This is a genomic window from Acinetobacter tianfuensis (assembly GCF_003611465.1).
Classification (GTDB): Bacteria; Pseudomonadota; Gammaproteobacteria; order Pseudomonadales; family Moraxellaceae; genus Acinetobacter; species Acinetobacter tianfuensis.
Window position 1 is genome coordinate 73913 of sequence record NZ_RAXV01000005.1, and the last position, 25495, is coordinate 99407.

The following is a 25495-nucleotide window of genomic DNA, read 5'->3' on the forward strand; positions in this document are numbered from 1 at the left end:
AGAGGAATATCATCACACTTTTTACAATATAATATAAATTAGTTTGCGTTTCATGCATTGACAGCGGATGTGATCTGCGCCATAAAAGAAAGAAATTCGCCTAACCCAACAACAATAACAATAGTGCGGACAGGCCCAGAACATGCATGAATGTCTGTCCAAGGAATAACAATGATAAACCTGCAGCATGAGCATTGGTCGAACTGGTCAGGCTCACAAAAGGCGTCTCCTAAAATTATCCAGCCCAGCAGCTTAGATGCGCTGCAATCCGCAGTACGCATGTATCCTAAAATACGGACAGCGGGGGCAGGGCATTCTTTCAGCGCTTTAGCTCAAACCAATGATGTTTTAATCAATTTAGACCATTTTCGCGGCATTGCTGAACATGACGCTGCGCTGTGTCAAAGTACAATTTATGCAGGCACTCGGCTGTACGCTGCAGGTGAAAAGCTTTCTGCCTTTAATCAGGCGCTGATTAATCAAGGTGATATTGATCAGCAAAGTCTAGCTGGCGCTGTTGCTACAGGGACTCATGGCACAGGTGCAGGTTTAAGCTGCCTATCTGCCAATGTGGCAGGTTTTGAATTGGTCACTGCAGATGGAGATGCAGTGTGGTGTGACGCTGAGCAAAATGCTGAGCTGTATCAGGCAGGCCGTATCAGTTTGGGCAGTCTGGGCATTATGACAAAAATAAAAATGCAATGCCGTCCGATGTACCGCTTAAAAGAACATATCCGCCTTTGTTCTATGGATGAGCTGACAGAACATCTGGATCAGTGGAAATTGAAACATCGGCATATTGAGTTTTGGTCGTTTATACATTCGCCGCAGGTTATTTTAAAAACTTTAGATGAAACAGATGAGCCAATGCAGCCCAAGCCAGCAGCATGGCTGGATGAAGATGTTTTATTGAAATTTTGCGCTGAACTGACCCGCTTATGTCCAGTGTTAAATCCATGGCTGCAGAGACTGGTCAGCGTATTTGTTCAGCCTTCTGCAGCTGTAGATTGGTCCAGCCGTATTTTTCCTGCTGTGCGTGAAACCCGTTTTAATGAAATGGAATATCAGCTGCCCATAAATCAGGGTTTGGCCTGCTGGGAAGAGTTAATGCACTGTTTAAAAAAAGCGCGTGTCCCGATGTTTTTTCCAATCGAATTCAGATATGTTCGAGGAGATGATATTTGGCTCAGTCCGTTTTATCAGCAGGATTCAGTTTCTATTTCTGTACATCAGTTTTATAAACAGGATTATCGGACGGTATTTAATCTTGCAGAGCCTATTTTCTGGAAATATGGCGCACGTCCGCATTGGGGGAAACTGCATTCTTTGCAGGCCGCTGAATTGCGTGAGCTGTATCCGAAATGGGATGAATTTATGCAGCTGCGTCAGCAATTAGACCCTGCAGATAAATGGTTAAACCCATATTTAGAAGGGTTATTCAAAGTAAAATAAGTGGATTGAACATGCAGGAAGCATATTTTCAGAATTTAAATCAAGCGCTGAAACAGCAGGGTAATGGTATGCCGCAGCTGGTGATAGATGTGCAGCGGTTTGAGGCGAATTTTGATTGGCTGAAACAGCATTGGCCTAAAGGTCTAAAGCCGCGTTTAGCAGTTAAATCATTGGCATGTGCTGAGTTATTGCATCGTGCTGCGCAAGGTTTAGATACACAGGCTTTTATGCTGTTCCATATGCCGCATTTGCAGGAGGTGTTTGCGCTTTTTCCAGCGGCGGATATTTTATTTGGCAAGCCGATGCCCATACAGGCGCTGAAGTCTTTGGATGCAGCTGCGCTGCAATATGTGCCGAAAGTACAATGGTTAATTGATAGCACAGCGCGTCTTGAGCAATATTTGGCATTTGCGCAGCAGCATCAATTGCAGCTGCGGATCAATTTAGAAATTAATATTGGAATGCGCCGCGGAGGTTTTGCAGAAGCAGATCCGTTTAAGGCCGCATTAGCATTTATCCGGCTGCATCCGCAGCAGTTTAAGCTAAGCGGTTTGATGGGGTATGATGCGCATGTGCAAAAAATGCCGAAACCGTTCTTCTGCGCAGATAAAATTTATCAGCAGTCTCAGCAGCGCTATCAGCAATTTATTCAAGCTGTTGCGGATGTTTTTCCTGAGATGGATTTGCACGAGCTGACACTGAATGGCGCAGGCAGTCCGACATTGCTGGCACACTTGGATGAAACGGTATGCAATGATTTGACCTTAGGTTCAATGCTGTTGAAGCCGCATGATTTTGCAATCGACAGTCTGGCTGATCAGCAGTCTGCTTTATGGATTGCAGCTCCCGTTTTAAAAGTGATAGAACAGGTACAGCTGCCTGAGCTGGATTGGCTTGCACCTTTGATGCAGCAAAAAGCAGTTTTTATTTACGGCGGCTATTGGCGCGGTGTATGTGTCTATCCTGCAGGAGCTAAACCGCATGTTTTATATGGCCGCAGTTCCAATCAGGAAATGCTGCAGCTGCCAAAGCACAGCCGTATTGCAGCAGATGATTATGTTTTCATACAGCCCAGCCAAAGTGAGTCTATCATTCCGCAATTTGCTCAGCTTTGGCTGTATGACAAAGGACAGCTAAGGGCCTATCCGACATTTCGAGAATAAAAAGAGCGCTGTTTGCGCCCTCTTTTTGGCAATTTGTCAAAAGGCGCACCCATGGCAGCAGTGGGGCCGCAATGGCCAAATGTGCTCGGGCCATTGCGGGCAAGCTCTAAAATGAATTTGTTGTGCGGTTCTTCTGGCGCGCTTTGTGAGTCAGCATATAAGCCTTGATAGCTGCTGCGGTCATATTCCTGCGGGTTTTTTCTTTCCCATGCTGTAATTTCTTCGATATCAACACAGACATAATTATCTTCAATCCATGCTTTAAATTTTTATTGATATAGCGCGGATTAATGCCTGTTTTATAAATATAGTGCGAGCCATGAAGGCCGCAGACCAATTTTATCATCCAGAATATGCGCATCGGCCATCAGTGCGCTGCGGTGCTGACAGCGTCCATACATAACAATCACTTGTTCTGTTTCGCCGTCTTCAAGACGCAATACGACAAGATCGACATTGGCAGCTAAAGCATATGCGGGTTTAAGCGGATCTAAAGAAGAGCAAGGGGGAAGTTTATGAGCTTGTATAATACCTGCCTGCATGATGATTTCAGTGGGTATGAACGTTTATAAAGTTAGATGAGGCTTGATATACATAAGCCAAAATTCAGTATTGTTGTTTGCACAGCATATAGAGCTTTGCCGCTGAAATCTTGGCGAATGACAGGCAGTCTTGTAAATGAAGACAGAAAAATCAACTTCGCAGGCATTAAAGGTTTATTAAAACGTGTGACCTGTGTAAAATTCTAAGCGATTTTTATTTATCCACCGTTTTTATCTTTTGGGTTTTGCCCCGATCATAATCTCGCGGTGACATGCTCCATTGTACGGGGCATCACTCCTTAAGGATTTTTTATGCCAATTATCACTTTGCCCAATGGCGATCAAAAACAATTTGATCAAGCCGTATCTGTGATGGACGTTGCGCTGAGCATCGGTCCTGGTCTTGCTAAAAATACTGTTGCCGGAAAGGTAAACGGTAAATTAGTTGATGCTTCTGATTTAATTACAGAAGATGCAAGCCTGCAAATTATCACGCCTAAAGATGACGAAGGTGTTGAAATTATTCGTCACTCTTGTGCTCACTTAGTGGGGCATGCGGTTAAGCAATTGTTCCCTGAAGCAAAGATGGTCATTGGCCCTGTCATTGAAGATGGTTTTTATTACGACATCTTCAGCGCGAAGCCATTTACACCTGAAGATATGGCTGCCATCGAAGAGCGTATGAAAAAGCTCATCGATCAAGATTATGATGTCATCAAAAAAATGACCCCGCGTGACGAAGTGATTGCAGAATTCACAGCACGCGGCGAAGACTACAAATTACGCTTGATTGCAGACATGCCTGAAGAAACGCAAATGGGCTTGTACTACCATCAAGACTATTTGGATATGTGCCGTGGTCCGCACGTACCAAATACAAAATTCTTAAAAGCATTTAAATTGACTAAAATGTCAGGCGCTTACTGGCGCGGTGATGCGAAAAACGAACAATTGCAGCGTATTTACGGTACAGCTTGGGCCGACAAAAAACAGCTAGCTGCGTATATCAAACGTATTGAAGAAGCTGAAAAGCGTGACCACCGTAAAATCGGTAAAGCTTTAGATTTGTTCCATATGCAAGAAGAAGCGCCGGGTATGGTGTTCTGGCATCCAAACGGCTGGACCATTTACCAAGTGCTTGAGCAATACATGCGCAAAGTGCAGCAAGACAATGGTTATGAAGAAATCCGTACCCCGCAAGTAGTGGATTTCACGCTTTGGGAAAAATCTGGACATGCTGCCAACTATGCAGACAACATGTTCACAACGCATTCTGAAAACCGCAACTATGCGGTGAAGCCAATGAACTGCCCATGTCACGTGCAAGTATTCAACCAAGGTTTAAAATCGTATCGTGATCTTCCGGTACGTCTTGCTGAATTTGGTTCATGTCACCGTAACGAACCATCGGGTTCATTGCACGGCATTATGCGTGTACGCGGCTTTACCCAAGATGATGCGCACATTTTCTGTACCAAAGAGCAGATTGGAACTGAAGTTGCAGACTTTATTAAACTGACTTTAGATGTGTATAAAGACTTTGGCTTTGAAGAAGTGCAAATGAAATTGTCGACACGTCCAGAAAAACGTGTGGGTGATGACAAACTTTGGGACATGGCAGAAAAATCTTTGGCCGATGCTTTAGATGCTGCTGGTCTTGAATGGGAACTGCAGCCGGGTGAGGGTGCATTCTACGGTCCAAAAATTGAATTCTCTTTGAAAGACTGCTTAGGTCGAGTATGGCAGTGTGGTACAATTCAATGCGACTTCAACTTGCCAGAACGTCTTGATGCTTCATATGTGACTGAAGACAATGACCGCGATCAGCCCGTCATGCTTCATCGTGCAATTCTTGGCAGTTTTGAACGTTTTATTGGTATACTTATTGAACACTATGCTGGTTTCATGCCGCCTTGGCTGTCTCCAATTCAAGCATGTGTGATGAACATTACCGATTCACAGGCAGAAGCATGTGAGTCAGTCGTCGCTAAACTTAAAGAAAGCGGTATCCGCGCGATTTCAGACTTGAGAAATGAGAAAATCGGCTTTAAGATTCGTGAACGTACTTTAGAGCGTATTCCTTACTTATTGGTTCTTGGTGACCGTGAAGTTGAGGAAGGTACAGTGAATGTGCGTACCCGCTCAGGAAAAAATTTGGGTACTATGTCAATCGACGCTTTCGTTGACTTAGTAAAAGCAGCCGTTGCCGAACGCGGCCGGTACATTGTGGAGTAACAGCGATTAAACAGCCTGACCGTAATCAACAGGGCGGTAGCAAATCAAACCGTCCTGCTTTGAATGATGAAATTCGTGCAAAAGAAGTCCGTCTTGTAGACGAAAATGGTGAGCAAAAAGGTATTGTTAGCTTGGCAGACGCATTGCGCGCTGCTGAAAGTGTTGAGCTTGATCTTGTTGAGATCGTAGCAAACGCTGAGCCGCCTGTTTGTAAAATCATGGACTTCAACAAGCATTTGTTTGATCTAAAGCAAAAGCAGAAAGAAGCGAAGAAAAAACAGCATCAAGTACAGGTGAAAGAAATCAAGCTACGCCCTGGTACTGATGTTGGTGATTACAACGTAAAATTACGTGCAATCACTAAGTTCCTTGAAGAAGGCAACAAGGTAAAAATTACCCTTCGTTTCCGCGGCCGTGAAATGGCGCACCAGCAGCTTGGCTTGGCTCAACTTCAAAAAGTTGAAGCAGATGTGGCTGAAATTGGTGTAGTTGAGCAATCACCGAAAATGGAAGGCCGTCAAATGGGTATGTTGCTTGGTCCTAAAAAGAAAAAGTAATGATCCATTGATCTTAAAAAAAGCACTGCCTATGCAGTGCTTTTTTTATGCCCATTGTGTTAAAAGCCATTGATCAGCAAAGGGCTTTTAACTGTGGCTTTATTCTAAGTGATTCATTATTTTATAGAATGTTCATCTGTTAATAGCTTCTGACCAATTGGAATTTTGCGAGGCATTTTCTCTTCAGGGACAATACGCTGCAGCTGAATAGTCAGCAAGCCATTTTCAAAATGAGCATGCTGGACTTCAATATGTTCATCTAAGCGTAATGAAAGCTTAAATGAGCGGCGGGCAATGCCTTTATGCAAGTACTCGGCTGTATCATCTTCGGTCTGATCAGCATGCTTGCCAGAAATGCTCAGAACTTGATTCTCTAAATGAATACTTAATTCATCTTGCTTAAAACCCGCTGCAGAAACAATAATCCGGTAATTATGATCACCTGTTTTTTCAATGTTATATGCTGGGTAATGTTGTGTTTCACTGAGCAGCGCATGATCAAATAAATCGTTTAAACGATCAAAGCCAATACTGCGGCAGAATAATGGAGTTAAGCTTAAATTACTCATTGATAAAACCTCCTACATTCAGCAAAGTGATATAAATAAGCAACCTTTGCGCCCATGTAGGCATTGGTTGGATTCTCAGCAATATCAACCAATTATTGCTGTACTTTTTATATCTGTATCGCTTAAAAAAATTCAAGAAAAAATTTAAAAAAATTCATTCTCTTTATTTGATAATTGATTGATAAATGTAAAGTCTGCTGTGCTTGTTTTAAGATTCTAATTTCAGTTCAACTTAATGTTTCTTCATTCAAAGCATGCTATAAACAGTATGAAAACTCGACAATGTAAACTAAAACGAGAAAAGCAGCAGGATTTTTACATGATAGATTTGTATTATTGGGGAACGCCCAATGGACATAAAATTACCATTGCTTTAGAGGAAATGGGGCTCGAATATCAGATTTTCCCGATTAATATTTTGGAAAATGACCAGTTTCAGCCAGACTTTTTGAAAATATCCCCAAACAATAAAATTCCAGCCATTGTGGATCAGAACGGCCCGCGCGGTGAGGCGATTTCAATTTTCGAATCTGGCGCTATTTTGCAGTACTTAGGCCGTAAAACGGGGCTATTTTATCCTGAAAATGAGTTTGAACGCGTTGAAGTCGAGCAATGGCTGATGTGGCAGATGGGCGGTTTAGGACCGATGCTCGGGCAGAATCATCATTTTGGTCGTTTTGCAGCGGAAAAAATTCCCTATGCTATTGACCGTTATGTCGCCGAGACCAAACGTTTGTACGGCGTGTTGAATAAGCAGCTGATCGGGCAAAAGTATGTGGCTGGTGAATATTCCATTGCAGATATGGCTATTTTGCCATGGATACTGCGGCATGAGTGGCAGCAAATTCAGCTGGAAGACTACCCTTATGTCAAAGAGTATGTTGAGCGTTTAACAGCACGTCCAGCGGTGCAAAAGGCATTAGCCATTCGGGTCTAAATTGCAGCCGAAGCCTTTTGTGTTAAGATGAAGCTAACTAAAAATGAAAACCACCCAATCTGCGGTGGTTTTTTATTGGATAAATTTATGAAAGCATTTTTCTTAAACTTGACCCGCATTGTGGAAAACAATCCTCGGGTTTATTTTGCGATTATTGCCGGCATTGTGCTGTGTTTGATGCTGTTTATTGCAGAAGCTGTGCATATTCAAAATTTGGCAAATGGCATGCATACTGCAGATCAAGCTCTGCTGCGTGAAGCAATTCAGCCTGTTTCATCGCGTTATACTTGGTCTAGAGGCTTCGTTATTGCGGTGATGGCCGTATGGTCAACTTTAGAATACCGTAAAACGAAAAAACAGCTGGGTCTTTAAGCAGGCCGAGCAGGCATCATGGGCATGGCATTATTTTTACTGTTTTTATCTGCATTTGGCGCGGCTACACTGCTGCCGCTTCAGTCGGAAGCGGTGCTGCTGGGGCTGCTTTCGCAAAGCAGCTATAGCATATTGGCGCTGATTGCTGCGGCCAGTATTGGAAATGTTTTAGGTTCATGTGTGAACTGGTGGCTGGGCCTGAAAATAGAACATTATAAGAACAAAAAATGGTTTCCTGTCTCAGAAGCTAAAATGCTGCAGGCGCAAGGGTTTTACCAAAAGTACGGTTATTGGTCTTTATTGCTGAGCTGGATACCAATCATCGGCGATCCTATTACGCTCATTGCTGGCCTGCTGAAAGAAAGATTTTGGCGTTTTTTGCTGCTGGTCTCTGTGGCTAAAATTGGCCGCTACCTCTGTGTATATCTAATTTTTATCCATATTTTTTGATACAGCAGGCAATAAAAAGGCGAACCATGATGGCTCGCCTTTTTTATTTCGCTTACTTTTGGCAAGCATTTAACTTAAATTGAATTTCATCTTTAAAGCTGGATTTTTTATACATCCATAAGGTGCTGGCTGTGCGTTTTACCGAAATTTTACTGTCCATAACGCTTTGTACGATATGTTGATCCAGTGCATAAATGCCTGAACCTTGCTTAATTTTGACTTTTTTAACGTTGCCTTTTTTATCCGCTTTAAAGCTGAATTTTACTTGGCGGTTATGACCGTTTAACTGTTCTGAGTTTAAATCCAAGGCTGGCTGCGATTGATACTTAAATGCCGTTTTTTTAGCTTGCTGCTGCGCTTGCCAGATTTTTGAGTCAAAGCTGTATTCACATGCTTTTTCTGCATTGCTGAGTTTGAGATTAAAAGCCTGATAGCCAATTTGCGCGACTGCTTTGCCGTCTTGCAGATGCGGTTTCACCTCAGCTTTTTCTACTGCGCGCAGTAAGATCTGATCTAAGTTTTTTAAACCTGTACTTTCTTCTACAGTTGCTTCCTGAACCTCACCCTCTGCATCTGCAAATACGCGGATAATTGCTGCGCGGTTTTTGCCTTTTAAGTCGTCTTTTGAATAATTCGGCTGCGGAAATTCAGACCATTGCAAGCGCGTAGTCAAATGTGCAGGAACAACATCAATGGTTTGCGCAGGCAGCTGATGAACTTTTTTAGATGGAGCGCTGTAAGCGGCGCTTAGCGGCAAGCTCATCAAAACAGATAAGCACAGTATTTTTTTCATAAGTTAAGGGCTGTATGTGCTCGAAGAGCAGTATCGGTCAATATTGAAGCGCAGTATTTCCTGAATTGGAAATACTGGCAAGTCTAAATTTAAAATAGCGCTTATTTTTCTCCGCCTTTATTGATATCTACCGTAAATAAGTCTTTGGTTTTGACCCAGCTGAGTATGCTGACATCAATTTTTGCCTGACCGTAAGTGTGAAAAAGCCAGCATAAAATCAGCGGCATAGGCACCGCAAAAAATAAGCATATTTTCATAATGGTTTGCTTATTAAAGCGGTCTGCAAAATAGCCGCCCCAAAGCGATAGGCAAATAAATGGAATTGCTTCAGCAAGGCTGGTTAAGCCGAGTGTCAGCGGATCTTTGGTAATTTGAGACAGTGAATAAGCCACGATAATTTCTTGAATTAAAATTGCCTAGGTTAAGCAGAACTGGTTCAGCGTAACAATGGAGAAGTCGCGGTAGCGCAAGGCTGTAAATGCCTCTATAGCGGGAGTCATGGGTCTAATCTGAGTGCAAAAGTGCTCAAAGTATAGAGGTGCTATGCGCGGCAGCTTATTCATTTCATCTTGCAAACCTTATAGATAATAAGGCTAAAGCTTTTGGCAGCGTATTTTAATTACCAATGGCGCTTTTGTTTTGATCAAAGATGCTTTAGAATATTCGCTCCCTTACCTGCAGGTCGTTGTCGCAATGGTGCGAGCGTGCCGAACAGGTGCTTAAAGAGGTTGTTATGGCTAAGTTAAAAACTCGCCGTGGTGCAGCTAAACGTTTCAAAGCGACTGCAAACGGTTTCAAGCGTAAACAAGCGTTCAAACGCCACATTTTGACCAAAAAATCTGCTAAACGTATCCGTCAATTGCGCGGCTGTGTAATGGTTCACGTGAGTGACGTTGCAGCTGTTCGTGCTATGTGCCCATACATCTAAGGAGATTATAAATGGCTCGTGTAAAACGTGGTGTACAGGCTCATCGCCGTCATAAAAAAATTCTTGCTCGTGCTAAAGGTTACTACGGCGCTCGTTCACGCGTATATCGCGTAGCGTTCCAAGCGGTAATCAAAGCAGGTCAATACGCTTACCGTGACCGTCGTCAAAAGAAACGTCAATTCCGTGCTCTATGGATTGCGCGTATCAACGCTGGTGCTCGTCAAAACGGTTTGTCTTACAGCCGTATGATTTCTGGCTTGAAAAAAGCTCAAGTGATCATCGACCGTCGCGTACTTGCTGACATCGCTATGCATGACGCAGTTGCATTTGCTGCTTTAGCTGAAAAAGCTAAAGGCGCATTAGCTGCTTAATCATCTCTGGATGATTTAAAAAAGACCGCTTTTAGCGGTCTTTTTTATTGTCAGTTTTTTATTTGAAATTCATTTTCGTGCAAAGAGTGCAAGGAAAAATAAAATTAAAATTGCCATCACTGTAAATTTAGCGAATTCATAATGTGAAACCAGCCAAAATACGCCATAAAGCAAGCCTATAGTGATCGCTAAAAAAACGATTAAGTATAAAAATGATGGGAGTGGCGACATTGTCTGTTCTTTACGATCATTTAGATTTTCGGTTTCATTATTTAGATTTTCTTGAGTCACTTTACTTTGAATCGTTAATTTTGAAATGGGTTTAAATTGCTCATCGATATAGGCATTTTCATAATCATTTGCAGTGTGAGAAATGAGTTTTACTAATGCTTCATTTAATAGATCTTGGTAATCATTGATTTGTGAATAATGTTCGTTGATATAACTTGAATTGGATGAACGGTCTTGTAGATATCTTGATATTTCAGTGTCGATTTCATCTTGTGTGCTTTCAATTTTATTGATGAGCGCAAAAGCCAGATTAAGCTCTGTAGAGGGATGTTTTAGAAAGTCGTAATCATAAGAATCATGGTGCAGTGATAGGTTATTGACCAGTGTAAGACTTAAATCCTTTTTGAAGTTGAAAGGGGGATTTAAGACTTCTGATGAGAGTTGTTCATAATAAGTTTGCCAATTTAAAGGTAAATTAAATTGAGTGATTGTTTGTAATTGTTTCTGATCGAGTTTAATCAAAGTAAAAAGCAGGTATTTATCATAGTTTTGGCTTGATGGAAATCCACTAAAATCGCGTGGATCATAAGAGATAGAAAGTGGCTTGACTTTTTCGTGATTTATTTTGAGTAATGCAAAGCTATGATTTTGCCCTAAGAAAACTGCGAGCGGATAATCATCAGTCGCGAAATGATATTGTTTAAAATCTGCCGAAAGATGAGAAAATATTTGTCTAAAGGGGATGAGTTGGCTCGTTCGAATCCCTTGGCTCAATAAATCAGTGATTAAATGCTCAGGTGAATCGTAAATTAATTCATTGGTTTCAAAGTCCCGAACCATAAAAATATTATTAGCAACCTTACACCAGTCATGGCTGATGTTATGGAAATAAAAGCTATTCTCATCGAAATAGTGTTGCGCACTATGCTGTAACCCAATAATAAAATTAAAATAATTATCTTTCATTGTTTTTAATACTTTTAGAATTATAGGTCTATGATAACGTGTTCTCAAATTCTGGGTAAAGTGCTATGCGCAAACAATACCATTTTCGGCAGGCGGCAAAAGGCACGTACATTTGGGATGTACATCATCTTGTTCAGCTCAGTCAAAATTTTCCCGTTCAAGAGCTTGAGTTAAATCAGATTCAAGAGCTGGAAGAAGCTTATTGGTTTCCAGATTCATCCCCGACAACACAGCAAATCATTGAACATATTCAGCTGATAGAGGCCGCTGATTTAAGTTATCCTGTTATTTTATGTGCGAAAGGGCGTGTCATGGATGGTATGCATCGAATAGCAAAAGCGAAGTTGCAGGGCCATAAAAAAATTCAAGCGGTTCAATTTAAGGTGACGCCATTGCCTGACTTTATCAATGTAGATGAAGAGGATTTGGATTATGATGAATAAGATTAATGTTGTTGGCACTTCCGCTACTGGGAAATCCACTTTTTCCAGAGCATTGGCAAAGAGGCTGGAGCTGCATTATATCGAGCTGGATAATTTATTTTGGCTGGATGACTGGCAGGAATGTCCTGATGAGATTTTTTTCGCCAAAATTGAAGCCGAAATTGCTCAAGCTCAACATGGTTATGTTATTGACGGCAACTACACACGGAGTATTCCTGTGAAGTGGGCCGAAATTGATACAGTGATTTGGCTGGATTTACCGTTCCCGGTCAATTTTTACCGTTCTGTGAAGCGCGCTTTTCATCGGGCATGGCACAAACAGAATTTGTGGCCAAGCTCAAATAATCAGGAAAGTTTGAAACAGATGTTTGGTCAAGATTCGATTATTTGGTGGATGGTGAAAACACATGCTAAAAACCGTCAAAAATATTTTGAGATGATGACAGCGCCTGAGTATCAGCATTTAAAATGGATTCGTTTAACCAGTCAAAAGCAAGTGAATCAATTTTTAGAGCAAATTTGATGTGTATCGGCAGCGATGCGCCAGACTATCTGAAAAACCAGAGTTACATAAAACTGCTTTAATCTATGCTCATCTGCCTGCTTAATAATAAGAAAATCAAGACATCAGGATAAAAATATGTTGGCAGAAATTACAGGTATGGGGCAAGGCAGCATTACAATTGAACTGCAGATGATTCCGCGTAAAGGCGAGTCTGTGAAAATTATGTACGGTGCAGATGCTCAGCTGGAAGGAGAAGTAGTTTCGGTGAATCACTATATCAATCAGCATGCAAATGAACACAAAGTACAGCTGAAAATACGGCCTTTTAATTATTTAATTACCGCATAATAAAACTAAAAAAAGCATCCTATGGATGCTTTTTTTATAACAAAATGCAGTATTTATAAGCCAAAATAATAAGCGCAAATACAGATCACAATGGTCACCATAATCAGCGCAAATACGCCGGTTTTACTGTTGCTGTCTGCTGACGGTTTTGAATATGCTTTGTTCGCTGCCTGTTGTGCAGGTGCATCATTATCCAAAGGTGAAGGCGCGATTGCTGCGCTTAGGCGTGCTGTTTTGTAATGGTTGGCTGCTTTGACAATAAATTTGGCGCTCAGCTCATCAATTTTCTGCGAAAAATGGCGGATATTCAGCTGCTCTTCTGGGCTGAGCACTTCACCTTCAGCATTATAAGGGTGCTGAATTTTGGCTTGAATAAAACTGCTTAATGCATCTAGGCGATAGAAGGTTTTATGCGCATAGTCTGCAGCATAATCTGTTGGAAGCAGTGACTGCTGAGGCAGATCTAAACTGCTGGCATCAGGCGCTTTTCCATAATAAGGCATGCCGATATCTTCTGGTTCTTCAAAACCTGCAGCGAATTTGCTGTCAAAGAGCTCGTTGTCTGTATAAATCTGAATGTCATCCCAATTCGGCTGCTGCAAATCAGCTTCAATGCGTTTGCTTAGCTTTGAATTTAATTCAAAGCGCCATAAGGTTTCAAGGCGCAAATTCAGCTGCTGGCCAGCTGGCGCTTCATAGTCATTATCGGCCTTATACCACTCAGCCAATTCTTTGCCAAAAATCCAAGCCTGTTTTTTGTTGGCTTCATGGCTGACAATAAAGTGCGCATAAGGCAGCAATTCGACATTGCTGTTTGGGTTTTGTTCTTCATTTAAAATGCTGGAATTGTGCAGGCTGATACGTTGCACGCCTTGTCTTTTTAAACCTTCCAGCCAGATTTGAAAATGCTGTGCAAGCAAATGCTGGCTGAGCAGATCACGGAATGCAAAGGCATGCTGGTCAAAAATGGCGTGTTTTACCCAGCGCTGAAAGCTTAAATCCTGTGCAAGAAATTCATTGCCATAAGTGACTAAAGTCAGCTGCTGTTTCCAAATTTGATCGAGTGCCATTGTTGTGTGATCTCTTTGATAATGCGCTTATCTTATACTTTTTTTAATTCTGGATGCTATTGCAATTTTAGCAGTGAATGCGCTTCATCCTTTTGCTTAAAAACTGGTAGAATACGGGGTTTTATAAATTTTTAAATTGTTGCTTTGAGAGTTACTATGTCACTGGAAGCCCTGACCACTGAAGCGCTCGCTGCCATTGCAGCAGCTCAAGACCTAGCTGCACTTGATCAAGTTCGAGTGCAATTTACGGGTAAAAAAAGCCAGCTCGCGGAACAATCGAAGTCGCTGGGTAAAATGGACCCAGAAGAACGTAAAGTTTTTGGCGCCCAAATTCATGCTGTGCGTGAAGCAATCACAGGCGCTTTGACTGAGCGTCAGGCAGAACTGCACAAAGCTGCATTAGAACAAAAACTGGCTAGCGAAACGATTGATATTACTTTGCCGGGCCGCGGTCAGGCAGTGGGCAGTATCCACCCTGTAACTCAGGTTCAAGAGCGTATTTGCCAGTTCTTTACCAAAGCTGGTTTCTCTGTGGCAACTGGTCCAGAAGTTGAAGATGACTATCACAACTTTGAAGCGCTGAATATTCCGGGTCACCACCCAGCACGTGCAATGCATGACACATTCTATTTTGATGTGAATCATTTGCTTCGTACGCACACTTCGGGTGTGCAGATCCGTACTATGGAAACACAGCAGCCGCCAATCCGCATTGTCTGTCCTGGCCGAGTTTACCGCTGTGACTCAGACCAAACGCATTCACCAATGTTCCACCAAATTGAAGGTTTATACGTTGCTGAAAATACAAGCTTTGCTGAGTTAAAAGGCTTGCTTGTCAATCTTTTAAATGAATTCTTTGAGAAAGATTTAAAAGTGCGTTTCCGCCCATCTTATTTCCCATTCACAGAGCCAAGCGCTGAAGTGGATATTATGGATGAGCGCGGCAAATGGTTAGAAGTTTTGGGCTGCGGTATGGTGCATCCAAACGTACTTCGTTCTGCGGGTATTGATCCAGACAAATACAAAGGCTTTGCATTTGGTTTAGGTGTAGAGCGTTTTGCAATGCTGCGTTATGGCATTAATGACTTGCGTATGTTCTATCAAAATGATGTGCGTTTCTTACGCCAATTTGCTTAAACGAATTTAAACAGTTATTTGAATATTATTGAAATCCCCCTAAATCCCCCTTTGTAAAAGGGGGGCTTTCCCGCCTAAATCTAAGGTGGATGTGTTTCCCCTCTTTTTAAAGAGGGGTTAGGGGAGATTAAGGAATTGAATGTATGAAAATTAGCGAAAATTGGCTGCGTACATGGGTTAACCCGGCCATTGATAGCAATACTTTATCTGACCAGCTGACCATGCTGGGTTTAGAAATTGATGATTTGTCTCCTGCGGCAAAAGCATTTACTGGCGTGGTTGTTGGTGAAGTTCTGACTGTAGAGCAGCATCCAGATGCAGACCGTTTACGTGTTACGACGGTAAACATTGGTTCAGGCGAGCCATTGCAAATCGTATGCGGTGCGCCAAACGTGCGTGCAGGCATGAAAGCGCCTGTTGCAACCATCGGTGCAGTATTGCCGGGTGATTTCAAAATTAAGAAAGGCAAGCTGCGCGGTATTGAATCACAAGGTATGCTTTGCGGTGCTTCAGAGATTGATTTAGAAGACAAAATTGATGGTCTTTTAGAGCTTCCTGCTGATGCTCCTGTCGGTGTAGATATTCGTGAATATCTAGAACTTGATGACAACGTGCTTGATATCAGCATCACGCCAAACCGCGGTGACTGTTTCAGTATCCGCGGTATTGCGCGTGAAGTTGCTGTAATCAACCAAATGACAGCGGTTGCACCAGAAGTTAAGGAAGTTGCAGCAACAATTTCTGATGAGAAAAAAGTTGTTATTTCAACCGAAGGCTGCCCGCGCTATCTAGGCCGTGTGATTAAGAATGTCAATACCAAAGCGCCTACACCTGAGTGGATGGAGCGCGCACTTGCTCGTTCAGGCATTCGTCAGCACAGTATCTTGGTTGACATCACGAACTATGTATTGATGGAATTGGGTCAGCCTTTGCATGCTTTTGATGGCGGAAAGGTTCAAGGTGCAGTACATGTGCGTCAGGCTGCTGCGAATGAAAAATTAGTATTGCTGAATGAGCAAGAAATAGAACTGAATGAAAAAGTGATGGTGATTGCTGATGATGAAAAAGCATTGGCAATTGCAGGCATCATGGGCGGCTTGTCTTCATCTGTTACTGATGAAACCAAAGAAATTTTCTTAGAATCAGCATTCTTTGCACCGCTTGCAATTGCTGGCCGTGCACGCAGTTTCGGTTTGCACACGGATGCATCTCAGCGTTATGAACGCGGTGTCGACTTTGAATTGCCAATGGTTGCAATGCACCGTGCTTCTCAGTTGATTGCTGAGCTTGCAGGCGGTGAGTTTGGTCCGATTACCGTAGCTGAACAGGCAGATTTGCTGCCGACACGTGAAGTAATTGAGCTGGAACAAGCGCAAGTTGATCAATTGTTGGGCTATCGCGTTGACGGTGCATTCATTGCAGATGCATTAACACGTTTAGGCTGTGATGTAACGGTTAAAGCGGAAGGTCAATGGTCAGTGGTTCCGCCATCTCACCGCTATGATATGGCAATTTACCAAGACTTGATTGAAGAAGTAGCGCGTATTCACGGCTACGACAATATTCAAATCAGCTTGCCGAAAATTGAAGCTAAGCTTGCGAAATATCAAGATCAATTTGAAATTGCACAATTGCGTCAAACAGTTGTTGCGCTAGGCTATCAAGAAGCCATCAGCTTCAGCTTTGCAGATTTGAAACTTGAAAAACAATTGAATCCAGCGGTAAACCCGCTTGCATTGGCGAATCCAATTTCTAGTGATTTGGCAGTCATGCGTTCGACACTGCTTTCAAGCTTGATTCCTTGCGTGCAATATAATGTGAACCGCCAGCAAAGCCGTGTACGTTTTTATGAATTAGGCTTACGTTTTGATTATCAAGACGCTGCCTCTATTCATGATCTGAAACAAATTCCTACGTTTGCCATGATTGCGACAGGTTCACGCTCTGCTGAATCATGGCATGGCAAAGCTGCGCCAGTTGATTTCTTTGACTTCAAGGGCGATGTAGAACAAGTTTTAGCTGCTGCGCGTTTAAACGTTGAATTTGTGCGTTCTGAACGTGTTTGGCTGCACCCTGGCCAGTCTGCTGAAATTTTACTGAATGGCCAGTCTATTGGTTATATGGGCCGTTTGCATCCATCTTTAGAAGATGAGCTTGACTTGAGCACGACTTGGGTCGCTGAGCTTGATCAATCGGCTGTTTTGCAAACTTATGTATCTAATTTTACAGAATTATCACGTTTTCCATCGGTTAGACGTGATATTGCGCTTTTAATTAGTGATAAGATTAATGTTAGCGAAATTCAGCAGCTTATCGAAAAAACGGGTGGAGAGCTTCTAGACTCAACTTGGTTGTTTGATGTGTACACTGGTCAAGGTGTAGAAGAAGGCAAACGCTCATTGGCATTTGCACTGCTTTGGCAGCATCCAGCGCGCACCTTGGAAGATGCTGAAATCAAATCCGGTATGGATAACATTCTCCAAGTGTTGGAAAACACTTATCAGGCGACATTGAGGGCTTCATGACAGCATTAACAAAAGCAGAAATGGCTGATCATTTAAGTGAGCTCACGAGTTTAAACCGTCGTGAAGCAAAACAAATGGTCGAATTATTCTTCGATGAGATTAGCCAAGCGCTGATCTCTGGGGAACAGGTTAAGTTATCGGGTTTCGGCAACTTTGAGCTGCGTGATAAACGCCAGCGTCCAGGCCGTAACCCTAAAACGGGTGAAGAGATTCCGATTTCTGCCCGCCGTGTTGTTACTTTCCGCGCAGGACAAAAATTCCGTCAGCGTGTGGGTAATGAGCAGATTGAAGACTAATCTGCTGATTTAAATACGGAAGCCCATTTGCAGTGTTGCTGCAGGTGGGTTTTTTATTGTCTATAGAATCGTGGGACTTGGCTGTAAAGGCTGTCAGATTGTTATTGTTAATTGTGTGCGGCAGGGTGGTCTTAAATTTTAGGCAATAAAAAAAGAGAGCCAAAGGCTCTCTTTTTGTACTGTACTAAATAATCGGTTAGATTATTGAGCAGCAGCTTCAGAAGCAGCAGCTTCAGAAGTAGCAGCAGCTTCAGAAGCAGCAACAGCAGCTTCAGAAGCAGCAGCAGAAGCTTCAACAGCAGCAGCGTCAGCAGCAGCAGAAGCTTCAGAAGCAGCAGCTACAGCTTCAGAAGCAGCAGCAGCAGGAGCTTCTTCAGTTTTTTTAGCACAGCCAACGAAAGCTAGAGTAGTAGCAACTGCAGCAGCAATAGCGATTTTTTTGAATAACATGGCATCACTCTCTAAATATGAGATTAAAAAAAACCTTAGTTAGCACTGTTATTTGCTTTTATTACGCCTAATTTTTGTTAGGTATGAACAACGCAGAGCAGTGTAACTGGTATGCGAATATGCTATCACTGAGTATTTTGAAATGCTACTGTCTAATGCTGAAAAAACACGAATAATTGGTTAAAAAATGGCTTTTTTTAACAGAAAATAACAATCATAAGAAAGAAATATATTGGAGAAATACTTAATAACCTCCTAAAAACAATAGGGTTTTTAGTAAAAAAATATTTATAATCATTTACTTGAAAATAAGTTTACAAAATGCTTGGCTAAATGTTTATTTGTGTAAACAAAGTCAACCAAAACAAAAAGGCCATCGTTATAGATGGCCTTTTTGTTATTGCTTTAAAATCAGTTGGTCGCTTTACGCTTCATTTGATCAAAGAAATCATCATTGGTTTTGGTTTCTTTCATGCGGTCAAGCAAGAATTCCATTGCTGCAAGCTCATCTTGAGTGTGCAGCAGTTTGCGCAGAATCCATACTTTACGCAAATTGTCTTCAGACATTAAGCGCTCTTCACGGCGGGTGCCAGATTTCTTAATGTTCATTGCAGGGAAGACGCGTTTTTCAGCAATACGGCGGTCAAGCGTGATTTCTTGGTTGCCTGTGCCTTTGAATTCTTCGTAAATCACTTCATCCATTTTGCTGCCTGTTTCAATTAGGGCAGTCGAAATAATGGTCAAAGAGCCGCCTTCTTCAATGTTACGCGCAGCGCCGAAGAAGCGTTTTGGACGTTCAAGCGCATGAGCATCGACACCGCCTGTAAGCACTTTGCCTGAAGAAGGCACAACGGTATTGTAAGCGCGGGCTAAACGTGTAATCGAGTCAAGCAGAATTACCACGTCTTTTTTATGTTCAACCAAACGTTTTGCTTTTTCAATTACCATTTCAGCAACTTGGACGTGACGGGCTGGCGATTCATCGAATGTAGACGCAATCACTTCACCGCGTACTGTACGTTCCATCTCAGTTACCTCTTCAGGACGTTCGTCAATAAGAAGCACGATGAGGAAGCATTCTGGGTTATTGCGGACAATGGATTGCGCAATATTTTGCAAAAGCATGGTTTTACCTGCTTTTGGCGGCGCAACGATAATTGAACGCTGGCCTTTACCAATTGGCGCAACCAAGTCTACAACACGCGCAGTTAAATCTTCAGTTGTGCCGTTGCCTAACTCCATCACCAGCTGTTCAGTTGGGAATAGAGGTGTTAAGTTTTCGAACAAGATTTTATTGCGTGAGTTTTCAGGCGTGTCGTAATTGATTTGATTGACTTTTAATAGCGCAAAATAACGTTCACCTTCTTTTGGCGGACGGATTGTGCCAGTAATGGTGTCACCTGTACGCAAGTTGAAGCGGCGGATTTGAGAAGGGCTGACATAGATGTCGTCAGGGCCTGCTAAATATGAGCCGGCTGCAGAGCGTAAGAAACCGAAGCCATCTGACAAAATTTCCAAAACGCCATCACCAAAGATCTCTTCGCCGTTCATTGCATGGCGCTTTAAGATGGCAAAAATAATGTCTTGCTTACGGTTACGGGCCATACCTTCGAGGCCCATAAACTCGGCAATCTTGATGAGTTCGCCAATCGGTTTTTTCTTGAGTTCGGTTAAATTCATAGGTGGTCAGATAGAATCTATAATTCTGAGGTACAGGTTAGAAGGGGAGCAACATTTGGCCGCAGGGATACAATAAAAACGAAAGCAATTGAACTTGCACAATCACAATTCAGTGGTCTGATTTCATTGTTAGAAGAGAAATGTGAAAAACAATTTCTGTTGCCGAGCGGCATCTTATGTGTTGTGTCTTGTAAGAAACGGAGAGGATTTCAATCCTTTTATTTCTTGAGAAAGCAATATAAGAGAGAATCAGATTTTTGTCAATTTATCAGCAAAAAAAATACGCTATTCAAAATAGCGTATTTTTTAAATTTCGCTGCTGCGTTTAAAGTTTAGATATTTTCTTCAATGAATGCAGCCAATTTAGATTTTGGCGCTGCGCCGACTTGAGTGCCTACAACTTCGCCATTTTTGAACATTAACAGTGCAGGAATGTTGCGGATGTTGTAGTTCACAGCAGTCGCTTCACAAGCAGTGACATCAACTTTAACGATTTTTACTTTGCCTTCGTATTCAGCTGAAAGTACTTCAAGTACAGGAGCAATTGCTTTACATGGTGCGCACCAGCCAGCCCAAAAGTCTACAAGCACAGGTACGTCAGAGTTCAGTACGTCTGCTTCGAAGTTTTCATCAGTTGTGTTTACGATATTGCCTGACATGGATTTTGCTCCAGAATAATTTTTTAAAGGTGACTCTATAATTATTAGTATTACATAGCCAACTTTAACAATGTAGAGGGTTTGGCAAATTTTCGGTGAATATTGCGTTTTTGTCCAATTGGCGCTCACGATGGGGCTAATCGTGTCATGCAATTGTCACATTTGGCGGAAAAATAAATGACTTTTGCCGTATGTATATAAATGGCTTTTAAATTGCATGGTTGTGAATTACTCTAGGCACAATTCTGTATAGGTTTATTTGAAATCATGTCTGATTTTTTGATTGATGAAGAATTGCTTGCTGCTATTGATATGGGCTCAAACAGCTTCCATTTGGCGATTGCGCGTGTGGATCATGGCGAAGTTAAAAAAGTTGCTTCAATGTCAGAAAAAGTACAGCTGGCGGCAGGTTTAGATGAAAACCGAAACTTGACAGAAGCCGCGCAGCAGCGCGGTTTGGCATGTTTAGCGCGGTTTGTCGGACGTTTGGGTTCTGTACAGCCGAAGCGTTTACGTATTGTAGCGACCAATGCTTTGCGCCAAGCGAAAAATGGACATGAATTTATACAAAAAGCTGCAGAAATTTTACCGAAGCCGATAGAGATTATTGCAGGCCGTGAAGAAGCCCGTCTGATCTACTTAGGTGTGTCACACACCATGGAAAACAGCGGACGCCGCTTAGTAATTGATATTGGCGGCGGTTCAACAGAACTGATTATTGGTGAAGCTTTTGAGCCCATCCATACTGAATCTGTACAAATGGGCTGTGTTGCTTTTACTAAGGCGTATTTCCAAGACGGTGAAATTAATCTTAAAAGCTTTGATAAAGCGGTGAATGCCGCCCGTAAAGAAATTTCGGGTATTGCGAATACTTATAGAGAAGCAGGCTGGGATACTGTAGTGGGCTCAAGCGGCACGATTAAGGCTTGCCGCCAGATTACAGTGAATATGGGCTGGAGCAATGACAAAGAAGAATTGACCCGTGAAGGCTTAGAAAAGCTCAAAGATAAATTGCTGAAGCATAAGCATGTTTCTGAAATGGAATTTGATGGTCTAAAAGAAGACCGCCGAGCAGTTTTGCCAGCTGGTATTGCGATTTTATTTGCAGTTTTTGAAGTGCTGAAACTGGAAAAGTTAGTATATTCGGATGGCGCTTTACGAGAGGGCGTGATGTACGATTTGCTGGGCCGTTTCCAGCATGAAGACATCCGTGACCGTTCTGTGCATGCCTTGATGGGCCGTTATAATGCCGATGCAAAACAGGCAGAACGTGTTGTTGCGACAGCGCAGCAGCTGTTTGACGGTGTTGCTGAAAAGCTGGATTTAAGCATGGATGACAGTGATTTACTGCGCCGCGCAGCTTATTTGCATGAAATCGGCTTAGCGATCAGCCATAGCGGCTATCACCGTCATGGCGCTTATTTGCTGCAGCATTCAGATATACCGGGCTTTTCTCAAATTGATCAAAACTACTTATCGCATCTTGTGGCCCATCACCGCAGAAAGCTGCGCAGTGACACCCGTGTAGATGTTTCAAAGGTCGGCGGCAGTAAATTGGCGCATTTATGCCTGCTGCTGCGTTTAGCCGTTTTACTGAATCACAGCCGCAGTGATGAGATGCTTCCTGCCATTGAATTGACCGCACTCAATGCGCAACAATGGCAGCTAAGCGTTTCTGGTGATGCCAAACAATGGCCATTGCTTGTTGCTGACCTGCATGATGAGCAGGCGCAGTTTAAGCATTGGGATATTGAATTGAATATTCAGTCGGAACAATTTATCGATTAACAGATCTGGTTAATTTAGGGATAATGGTCGACCTATGAAAAATAAAGCAGCTCAATCAAAAGCTTGGAAAACAGTTCAAATTGCACGTCATCCTGAGCGTCCGCAATTTTTGGATTATGTAAGTGAAATTTTTACTGAATTTGACGCACTGCACGGTGACCGTTTATTTGGTGATGATGGAGCAATGCTTGGCGGATTAGCGCGTTTAGATGGTCAGCCAGTGATGGTGATTGGTCAGCACCGCGGACGCAGTACACGTGAGAAATTGCAACACAATTTCGGTATGAGTAACCCGGAAGGCTACCGTAAAGCGCAGCGTTTAATGTCAATGGCTGAGCGTTTTGGCCTGCCGGTATTTACTTTTATTGATACTATGGGCGCATACCCGGGTGTGGGCGCAGAAGAACGCGGCCAAGCTGAAGCCATTGCGACCAGCCTTGCGCAAATGTCGAGTCTAAAAGTGCCTGTTATTGCAACGGTATTGGGTGAAGGCGGTTCAGGCGGCGCTTTAGGCATTGGTGTGGCAGACCGTGTAGCAATGCTGTCTCACAGTATTTATTCAGTGATTTCGCCAGAAGGCTGTGCATCTATTTTATGGAAAACAGCAGAAAAGGCGGAGCAGGCAAGTGAGGCATTGGCTTTAACTGCAGAAAAACTGAAGCAAATTGGTATTGTGGAATATGTGGTAGATGAAGGCGAAGGCGCACACTTGCAGCCTGAGCAGGTTATGCAAAATCTGAAAGCGGTTCTGAAAGAAGCGCTGGAAGAACTGCATTCACTGGATGCAAATGAACGATGCGAAGCGCGTTATCAACGTTTAATGAAGTTTGGCAGCAGCAATTTAGGACTGGCTTCTTAAGTCAGCTCCAGTCTTTCTCAGCACAGACTCAATTTTTAATTGGATGCAGCGGCGGCATGGATTCCATGCTTCTGCTGCATTTAATGTCTGTGCTGTGTCCTGAAAAAATCCGTGCAATTTATATTGATCATCAGCTTCAGGCGGGCAGCGCGGCTTGGGGGGCATTTGTTTCAGAGCAGTGCCAGCTGCGCAATATTCCATGCATTATTCAGCCAGTCCATGTTGCAGCAGGCAATTTAGAAGATCAGGCGCGCAATGCGCGGTATCAGGCTTATCAGCAGCATTTAGCAGGCAATGAAGTTCTTGTATTGGCCCATCATCAGCAGGATCAGGCAGAAACCCTCATATTGCGCCTTTTATCTGGTGCTGGCATTCATGGTTTAGCGGCCATGCAGGCGGTCGATCAGCGTGAGCATGTCACAATTTGGCGTCCGCTGTTAGATATCAGCCGTGAACAAATTTGCCAATGGGCGGCAGATTTGCATATCCAGAATATCGAAGATCCCACCAATCAAGATACCCAATATGACCGGGCGTGGTGCAGAGAAACGCTGTGGCCAGTACTGCAGTCGCGCTATCCTAAAATGCAGCAGGCAATCAGCCGCACCAGTTATCTCATGCAGGATGCTGAAGATATTTTATCTGATGTGCTGGCGCAGGACATGGTTTCATGTGGAACATTTGAATGTATTCAGCTGCATGAATTGGCTAAATTGTCGCAGCCTAGACGCCGTCAGCTGTTATCGCACTGGATGAAAGGGCAGAGTCAGTACCGTCCTTCATTTGACATGGTGCAGCGTATCGTTCATGAAGTCATAGAGGCCAAAGCAGATGCGCAGGCTGCCTTGCATTGGAATGGAAACTATTATGTACGGTTTGCTGAGCAGCTTCACCGTTTGCCAAAAGCGGAGTATTTGCAGGCGCAGCAGACTGTACAGGCAAATCAAATACAGCTGCGGAATTTGGCGTCGCATCAGACATTGCATCTTTTAGCGGGTGATTTTGTTATTCAGCAAATGGCTGACAGCATGGGACTGTCTTATACGCTGCTGGAGAAAGAGTTGAAGTTAAGTACACGGCGAGGCGGTGAAAAAATTCACTTGCATGGGCGTGTAGGAACTTGGCCTCTAAAAAAAGCAATACAGCAGGCACAAATTTTTCCTTGGCAGCGTCATACAATTCAAATATTAAGCATAGATAATGTTATGCTAGGTGTTTTTACGCCTAAAGGCTTTTGGCTTGCTGAGTCACCCTATTGTGTGGCGCAAGGCTGGCAGCCAGCATTAAATTTTTCAGTGAAAAACAGCACAAGCGGATTGGAATCATGAGCGCAGTATTGAACAGCAATATTACTTTTATTGGCGGCGGCAACATGGCGCAAGCTTTGATTGGCGGGTTAGTGACTCGCGGCTTGCCGCCTACACGGGTAACTGTTGCAGATCCTGTGGAAAAAGTCCGTGAGCTTTTAGCCGAAAAAGAAGTGAATGTGACGGATGATAACGCGGCCGCGATCCGTGATGCAGACATCGTTCTATTTGCTGTAAAACCGCAGGTTTTGGCTCAAGTATTAAAACCGCTGAAAGGTTTGCTGGATGACAAACTGGTGATTTCAATTGTGGCTGGCGCAGAAATTCAAACCATTGCAGGCTTGTTAGGGACAAACCGCATTGTCCGCGTGATGCCGAATACACCTGCATTGGTGCAGACCGGCGCGCATGGCTTGTATGCAAATGCGGATGTAGCGGCGGCAGACCGTGAGCTTGCAAGCCAAGTTTTAGGTTCTACGGGCTTAACGATTTGGGTAAACACTGAGTCGCAAATTGATGCTGTGACCGCTGTATCCGGTTCTGGCCCTGCTTACTTCTTCTATATGATGGAAAGCATGATCCGTGCGGGTAAAAATCTGGGCTTAGATGAAAAAGTGGCGATGGATTTAACTTTGCAGACGGCGCTTGGCGCTGCGCAAATGGCGATTACCAGCCCTTATAGCCCAAGTGAGCTGCGTAAAAATGTCACTTCGCCAAATGGCACGACACAGGCTGCGATTGAAGTTTTTGATCACGCGCATATTTCACAAAACATTCAAGCGGCTTTGGCTGCTGCGCAAAAACGCAGCCAGCAGTTAGCGCAAGAACTCAGTGACAGTATTAAGTAATTTAATTTAGGAAC

General features: G+C 43.1%; 27 protein-coding genes and 1 pseudogene. 19 read left to right on the plus strand and 9 right to left on the minus strand.

Annotated elements, in window-relative coordinates; genetic code table 11:
* Positions 1 to 171 precede the first annotated feature (171 nt).
* Both D7V32_RS03865 and D7V32_RS03870 read left to right on the plus strand, forming a co-directional pair.
* On the plus strand, positions 172 to 1452 hold the full coding sequence (locus D7V32_RS03865; protein WP_120401605.1) for a D-arabinono-1,4-lactone oxidase: 1281 nt from the start codon (positions 172 to 174) through the stop codon (positions 1450 to 1452).
* 11 nt (positions 1453 to 1463) lie between these two features.
* Positions 1464 to 2615 (plus strand): alanine racemase, encoded by a 1152-nt coding sequence (locus tag D7V32_RS03870; protein ID WP_120401606.1) that lies wholly within the window; start codon positions 1464 to 1466, stop codon positions 2613 to 2615.
* 299 nt (positions 2616 to 2914) lie between these two features.
* Here the strand turns inward: D7V32_RS03870 and D7V32_RS03875 are convergent, their stop codons facing one another.
* Positions 2915 to 3157 carry a Rieske (2Fe-2S) protein gene (locus D7V32_RS03875; RefSeq protein ID WP_120401607.1) on the minus strand — a complete coding sequence of 81 codons (243 nt, stop codon included), beginning with the start codon at positions 3155 to 3157 and terminating at the stop codon, positions 2915 to 2917.
* Positions 3158 to 3469: 312 nt separating this feature from the next.
* Between D7V32_RS03875 and thrS the strand changes: the two genes are divergently transcribed.
* Complete coding sequence (gene thrS, locus D7V32_RS03880; protein ID WP_120401608.1) at positions 3470 to 5392, plus strand: threonine--tRNA ligase; 1923 nt, start codon at positions 3470 to 3472, stop codon at positions 5390 to 5392.
* Positions 5393 to 5397: 5 nt separating this feature from the next.
* A complete protein-coding gene (gene infC / locus D7V32_RS03885) occupies positions 5398 to 5949 on the plus strand; it encodes a translation initiation factor IF-3 (RefSeq protein ID WP_120401609.1) in 552 nt (183 codons plus the stop codon).
* A 116-nt stretch (positions 5950 to 6065) separates the two neighbouring features.
* Here infC and D7V32_RS03890 read toward each other — a convergent pair whose 3' ends face one another.
* Positions 6066 to 6518: an Hsp20 family protein gene (locus D7V32_RS03890; protein ID WP_120401610.1), complete on the minus strand. Its 453-nt coding sequence runs from the start codon at positions 6516 to 6518 to the stop codon at positions 6066 to 6068.
* Positions 6519 to 6837: 319 nt separating this feature from the next.
* On the opposite strand from D7V32_RS03890, the gene D7V32_RS03895 reads away from it, so the two are divergent.
* The 3 genes from D7V32_RS03895 to D7V32_RS03905 all read left to right on the plus strand — a co-directional run bounded on the left by D7V32_RS03895 (position 6838) and on the right by D7V32_RS03905 (position 8277).
* The gene (locus D7V32_RS03895; RefSeq protein WP_120401611.1) at positions 6838 to 7455 is read left to right on the plus strand and encodes a glutathione S-transferase N-terminal domain-containing protein; all 618 of its coding nucleotides are present in this window, start codon (positions 6838 to 6840) and stop codon (positions 7453 to 7455) included.
* Between the two features lie 87 nt (positions 7456 to 7542).
* The gene (locus tag D7V32_RS03900; protein ID WP_120401633.1) at positions 7543 to 7827 is read left to right on the plus strand and encodes a hypothetical protein; all 285 of its coding nucleotides are present in this window, start codon (positions 7543 to 7545) and stop codon (positions 7825 to 7827) included.
* Positions 7828 to 7851: 24 nt separating this feature from the next.
* Positions 7852 to 8277 (plus strand): YqaA family protein, encoded by a 426-nt coding sequence (locus tag D7V32_RS03905; RefSeq protein ID WP_120401634.1) that lies wholly within the window; start codon positions 7852 to 7854, stop codon positions 8275 to 8277.
* A gap of 52 nt (positions 8278 to 8329) precedes the next feature.
* Here D7V32_RS03905 and D7V32_RS03910 read toward each other — a convergent pair whose 3' ends face one another.
* Positions 8330 to 9070, minus strand: coding sequence for an energy transducer TonB (locus D7V32_RS03910; protein WP_120401612.1), 741 nt, complete (start codon positions 9068 to 9070; stop codon positions 8330 to 8332).
* Positions 9071 to 9225: 155 nt separating this feature from the next.
* Positions 9226 to 9570: pseudogene (locus D7V32_RS03915) on the minus strand (MFS transporter); the annotation flags it as partial.
* Between the two features lie 233 nt (positions 9571 to 9803).
* Here D7V32_RS03915 and rpmI point away from each other — a divergent pair.
* Together rpmI and rplT are read left to right on the plus strand one after the other, a co-directional pair.
* A complete protein-coding gene (gene rpmI / locus D7V32_RS03920) occupies positions 9804 to 9998 on the plus strand; it encodes a 50S ribosomal protein L35 (RefSeq protein WP_004975152.1) in 195 nt (64 codons plus the stop codon).
* Positions 9999 to 10009: 11 nt separating this feature from the next.
* On the plus strand, positions 10010 to 10369 hold the full coding sequence (gene rplT / locus D7V32_RS03925; RefSeq protein WP_120401613.1) for a 50S ribosomal protein L20: 360 nt from the start codon (positions 10010 to 10012) through the stop codon (positions 10367 to 10369).
* 69 nt (positions 10370 to 10438) lie between these two features.
* On the opposite strand, the gene D7V32_RS03930 is transcribed toward rplT, so the two are convergent.
* The gene (locus D7V32_RS03930; protein WP_120401614.1) at positions 10439 to 11566 is read right to left on the minus strand and encodes a hypothetical protein; all 1128 of its coding nucleotides are present in this window, start codon (positions 11564 to 11566) and stop codon (positions 10439 to 10441) included.
* Between the two features lie 65 nt (positions 11567 to 11631).
* Between D7V32_RS03930 and D7V32_RS03935 the strand changes: the two genes are divergently transcribed.
* The 3 genes from D7V32_RS03935 to D7V32_RS03945 all read left to right on the plus strand — a co-directional run bounded on the left by D7V32_RS03935 (position 11632) and on the right by D7V32_RS03945 (position 12862).
* Complete coding sequence (locus D7V32_RS03935; RefSeq protein WP_120401615.1) at positions 11632 to 12009, plus strand: hypothetical protein; 378 nt, start codon at positions 11632 to 11634, stop codon at positions 12007 to 12009.
* The gene (locus D7V32_RS03940) at positions 12002 to 12532 is read left to right on the plus strand and encodes a P-loop NTPase family protein (protein WP_120401635.1); all 531 of its coding nucleotides are present in this window, start codon (positions 12002 to 12004) and stop codon (positions 12530 to 12532) included. The genes D7V32_RS03935 and D7V32_RS03940 overlap by 8 nt, the downstream gene beginning before the upstream one ends.
* Positions 12533 to 12649: 117 nt before the next feature.
* Entirely contained in the window at positions 12650 to 12862 is a 213-nt protein-coding gene (locus tag D7V32_RS03945; RefSeq protein ID WP_120401616.1) for a hypothetical protein, read from the plus strand.
* Positions 12863 to 12915: 53 nt separating this feature from the next.
* Here the strand turns inward: D7V32_RS03945 and D7V32_RS03950 are convergent, their stop codons facing one another.
* On the minus strand, positions 12916 to 13932 hold the full coding sequence (locus D7V32_RS03950; protein ID WP_120401617.1) for a hypothetical protein: 1017 nt from the start codon (positions 13930 to 13932) through the stop codon (positions 12916 to 12918).
* Positions 13933 to 14088: 156 nt separating this feature from the next.
* Here D7V32_RS03950 and pheS point away from each other — a divergent pair, with 156 nt between their 5' ends.
* From pheS to D7V32_RS03965, 3 genes are all read left to right on the plus strand, one after another.
* On the plus strand, positions 14089 to 15069 hold the full coding sequence (pheS, locus tag D7V32_RS03955) for a phenylalanine--tRNA ligase subunit alpha (protein ID WP_120401618.1): 981 nt from the start codon (positions 14089 to 14091) through the stop codon (positions 15067 to 15069).
* A gap of 143 nt (positions 15070 to 15212) precedes the next feature.
* Positions 15213 to 17594 (plus strand): phenylalanine--tRNA ligase subunit beta, encoded by a 2382-nt coding sequence (pheT, locus tag D7V32_RS03960; protein WP_120401619.1) that lies wholly within the window; start codon positions 15213 to 15215, stop codon positions 17592 to 17594.
* On the plus strand, positions 17591 to 17890 hold the full coding sequence (locus D7V32_RS03965) for an integration host factor subunit alpha (protein ID WP_120401620.1): 300 nt from the start codon (positions 17591 to 17593) through the stop codon (positions 17888 to 17890). The genes pheT and D7V32_RS03965 overlap by 4 nt, the downstream gene beginning before the upstream one ends.
* A gap of 201 nt (positions 17891 to 18091) precedes the next feature.
* Here the strand turns inward: D7V32_RS03965 and D7V32_RS03970 are convergent, their stop codons facing one another.
* From D7V32_RS03970 to trxA, 3 genes are all read right to left on the minus strand, one after another.
* Positions 18092 to 18340 carry a hypothetical protein gene (locus tag D7V32_RS03970; RefSeq protein ID WP_120401621.1) on the minus strand — a complete coding sequence of 83 codons (249 nt, stop codon included), beginning with the start codon at positions 18338 to 18340 and terminating at the stop codon, positions 18092 to 18094.
* A gap of 411 nt (positions 18341 to 18751) precedes the next feature.
* A complete protein-coding gene (gene rho, locus D7V32_RS03975) occupies positions 18752 to 20020 on the minus strand; it encodes a transcription termination factor Rho (RefSeq protein WP_116761404.1) in 1269 nt (422 codons plus the stop codon).
* Between the two features lie 332 nt (positions 20021 to 20352).
* Positions 20353 to 20679, minus strand: a complete 327-nt coding sequence (gene trxA / locus D7V32_RS03980) for a thioredoxin (protein WP_120401622.1) — start codon at positions 20677 to 20679, stop codon at positions 20353 to 20355.
* A 267-nt stretch (positions 20680 to 20946) separates the two neighbouring features.
* Here trxA and ppx point away from each other — a divergent pair, with 267 nt between their 5' ends.
* From ppx to proC, 4 genes are read left to right on the plus strand one after another with little or no spacing between them, the layout of a single operon-like run.
* Positions 20947 to 22467: an exopolyphosphatase gene (gene ppx, locus D7V32_RS03985; RefSeq protein ID WP_120401623.1), complete on the plus strand. Its 1521-nt coding sequence runs from the start codon at positions 20947 to 20949 to the stop codon at positions 22465 to 22467.
* Between the two features lie 34 nt (positions 22468 to 22501).
* A complete protein-coding gene (locus D7V32_RS03990; RefSeq protein WP_120401624.1) occupies positions 22502 to 23326 on the plus strand; it encodes an acetyl-CoA carboxylase carboxyltransferase subunit alpha in 825 nt (274 codons plus the stop codon).
* Positions 23263 to 24654: a tRNA lysidine(34) synthetase TilS gene (gene tilS / locus D7V32_RS03995; RefSeq protein WP_120401625.1), complete on the plus strand. Its 1392-nt coding sequence runs from the start codon at positions 23263 to 23265 to the stop codon at positions 24652 to 24654. Before D7V32_RS03990 ends, tilS begins: the two co-directional genes overlap by 64 nt.
* Positions 24651 to 25481 (plus strand): pyrroline-5-carboxylate reductase, encoded by an 831-nt coding sequence (gene proC / locus D7V32_RS04000; RefSeq protein ID WP_120401626.1) that lies wholly within the window; start codon positions 24651 to 24653, stop codon positions 25479 to 25481. Before tilS ends, proC begins: the two co-directional genes overlap by 4 nt.
* Positions 25482 to 25495: the final 14 nt, after the last annotated feature.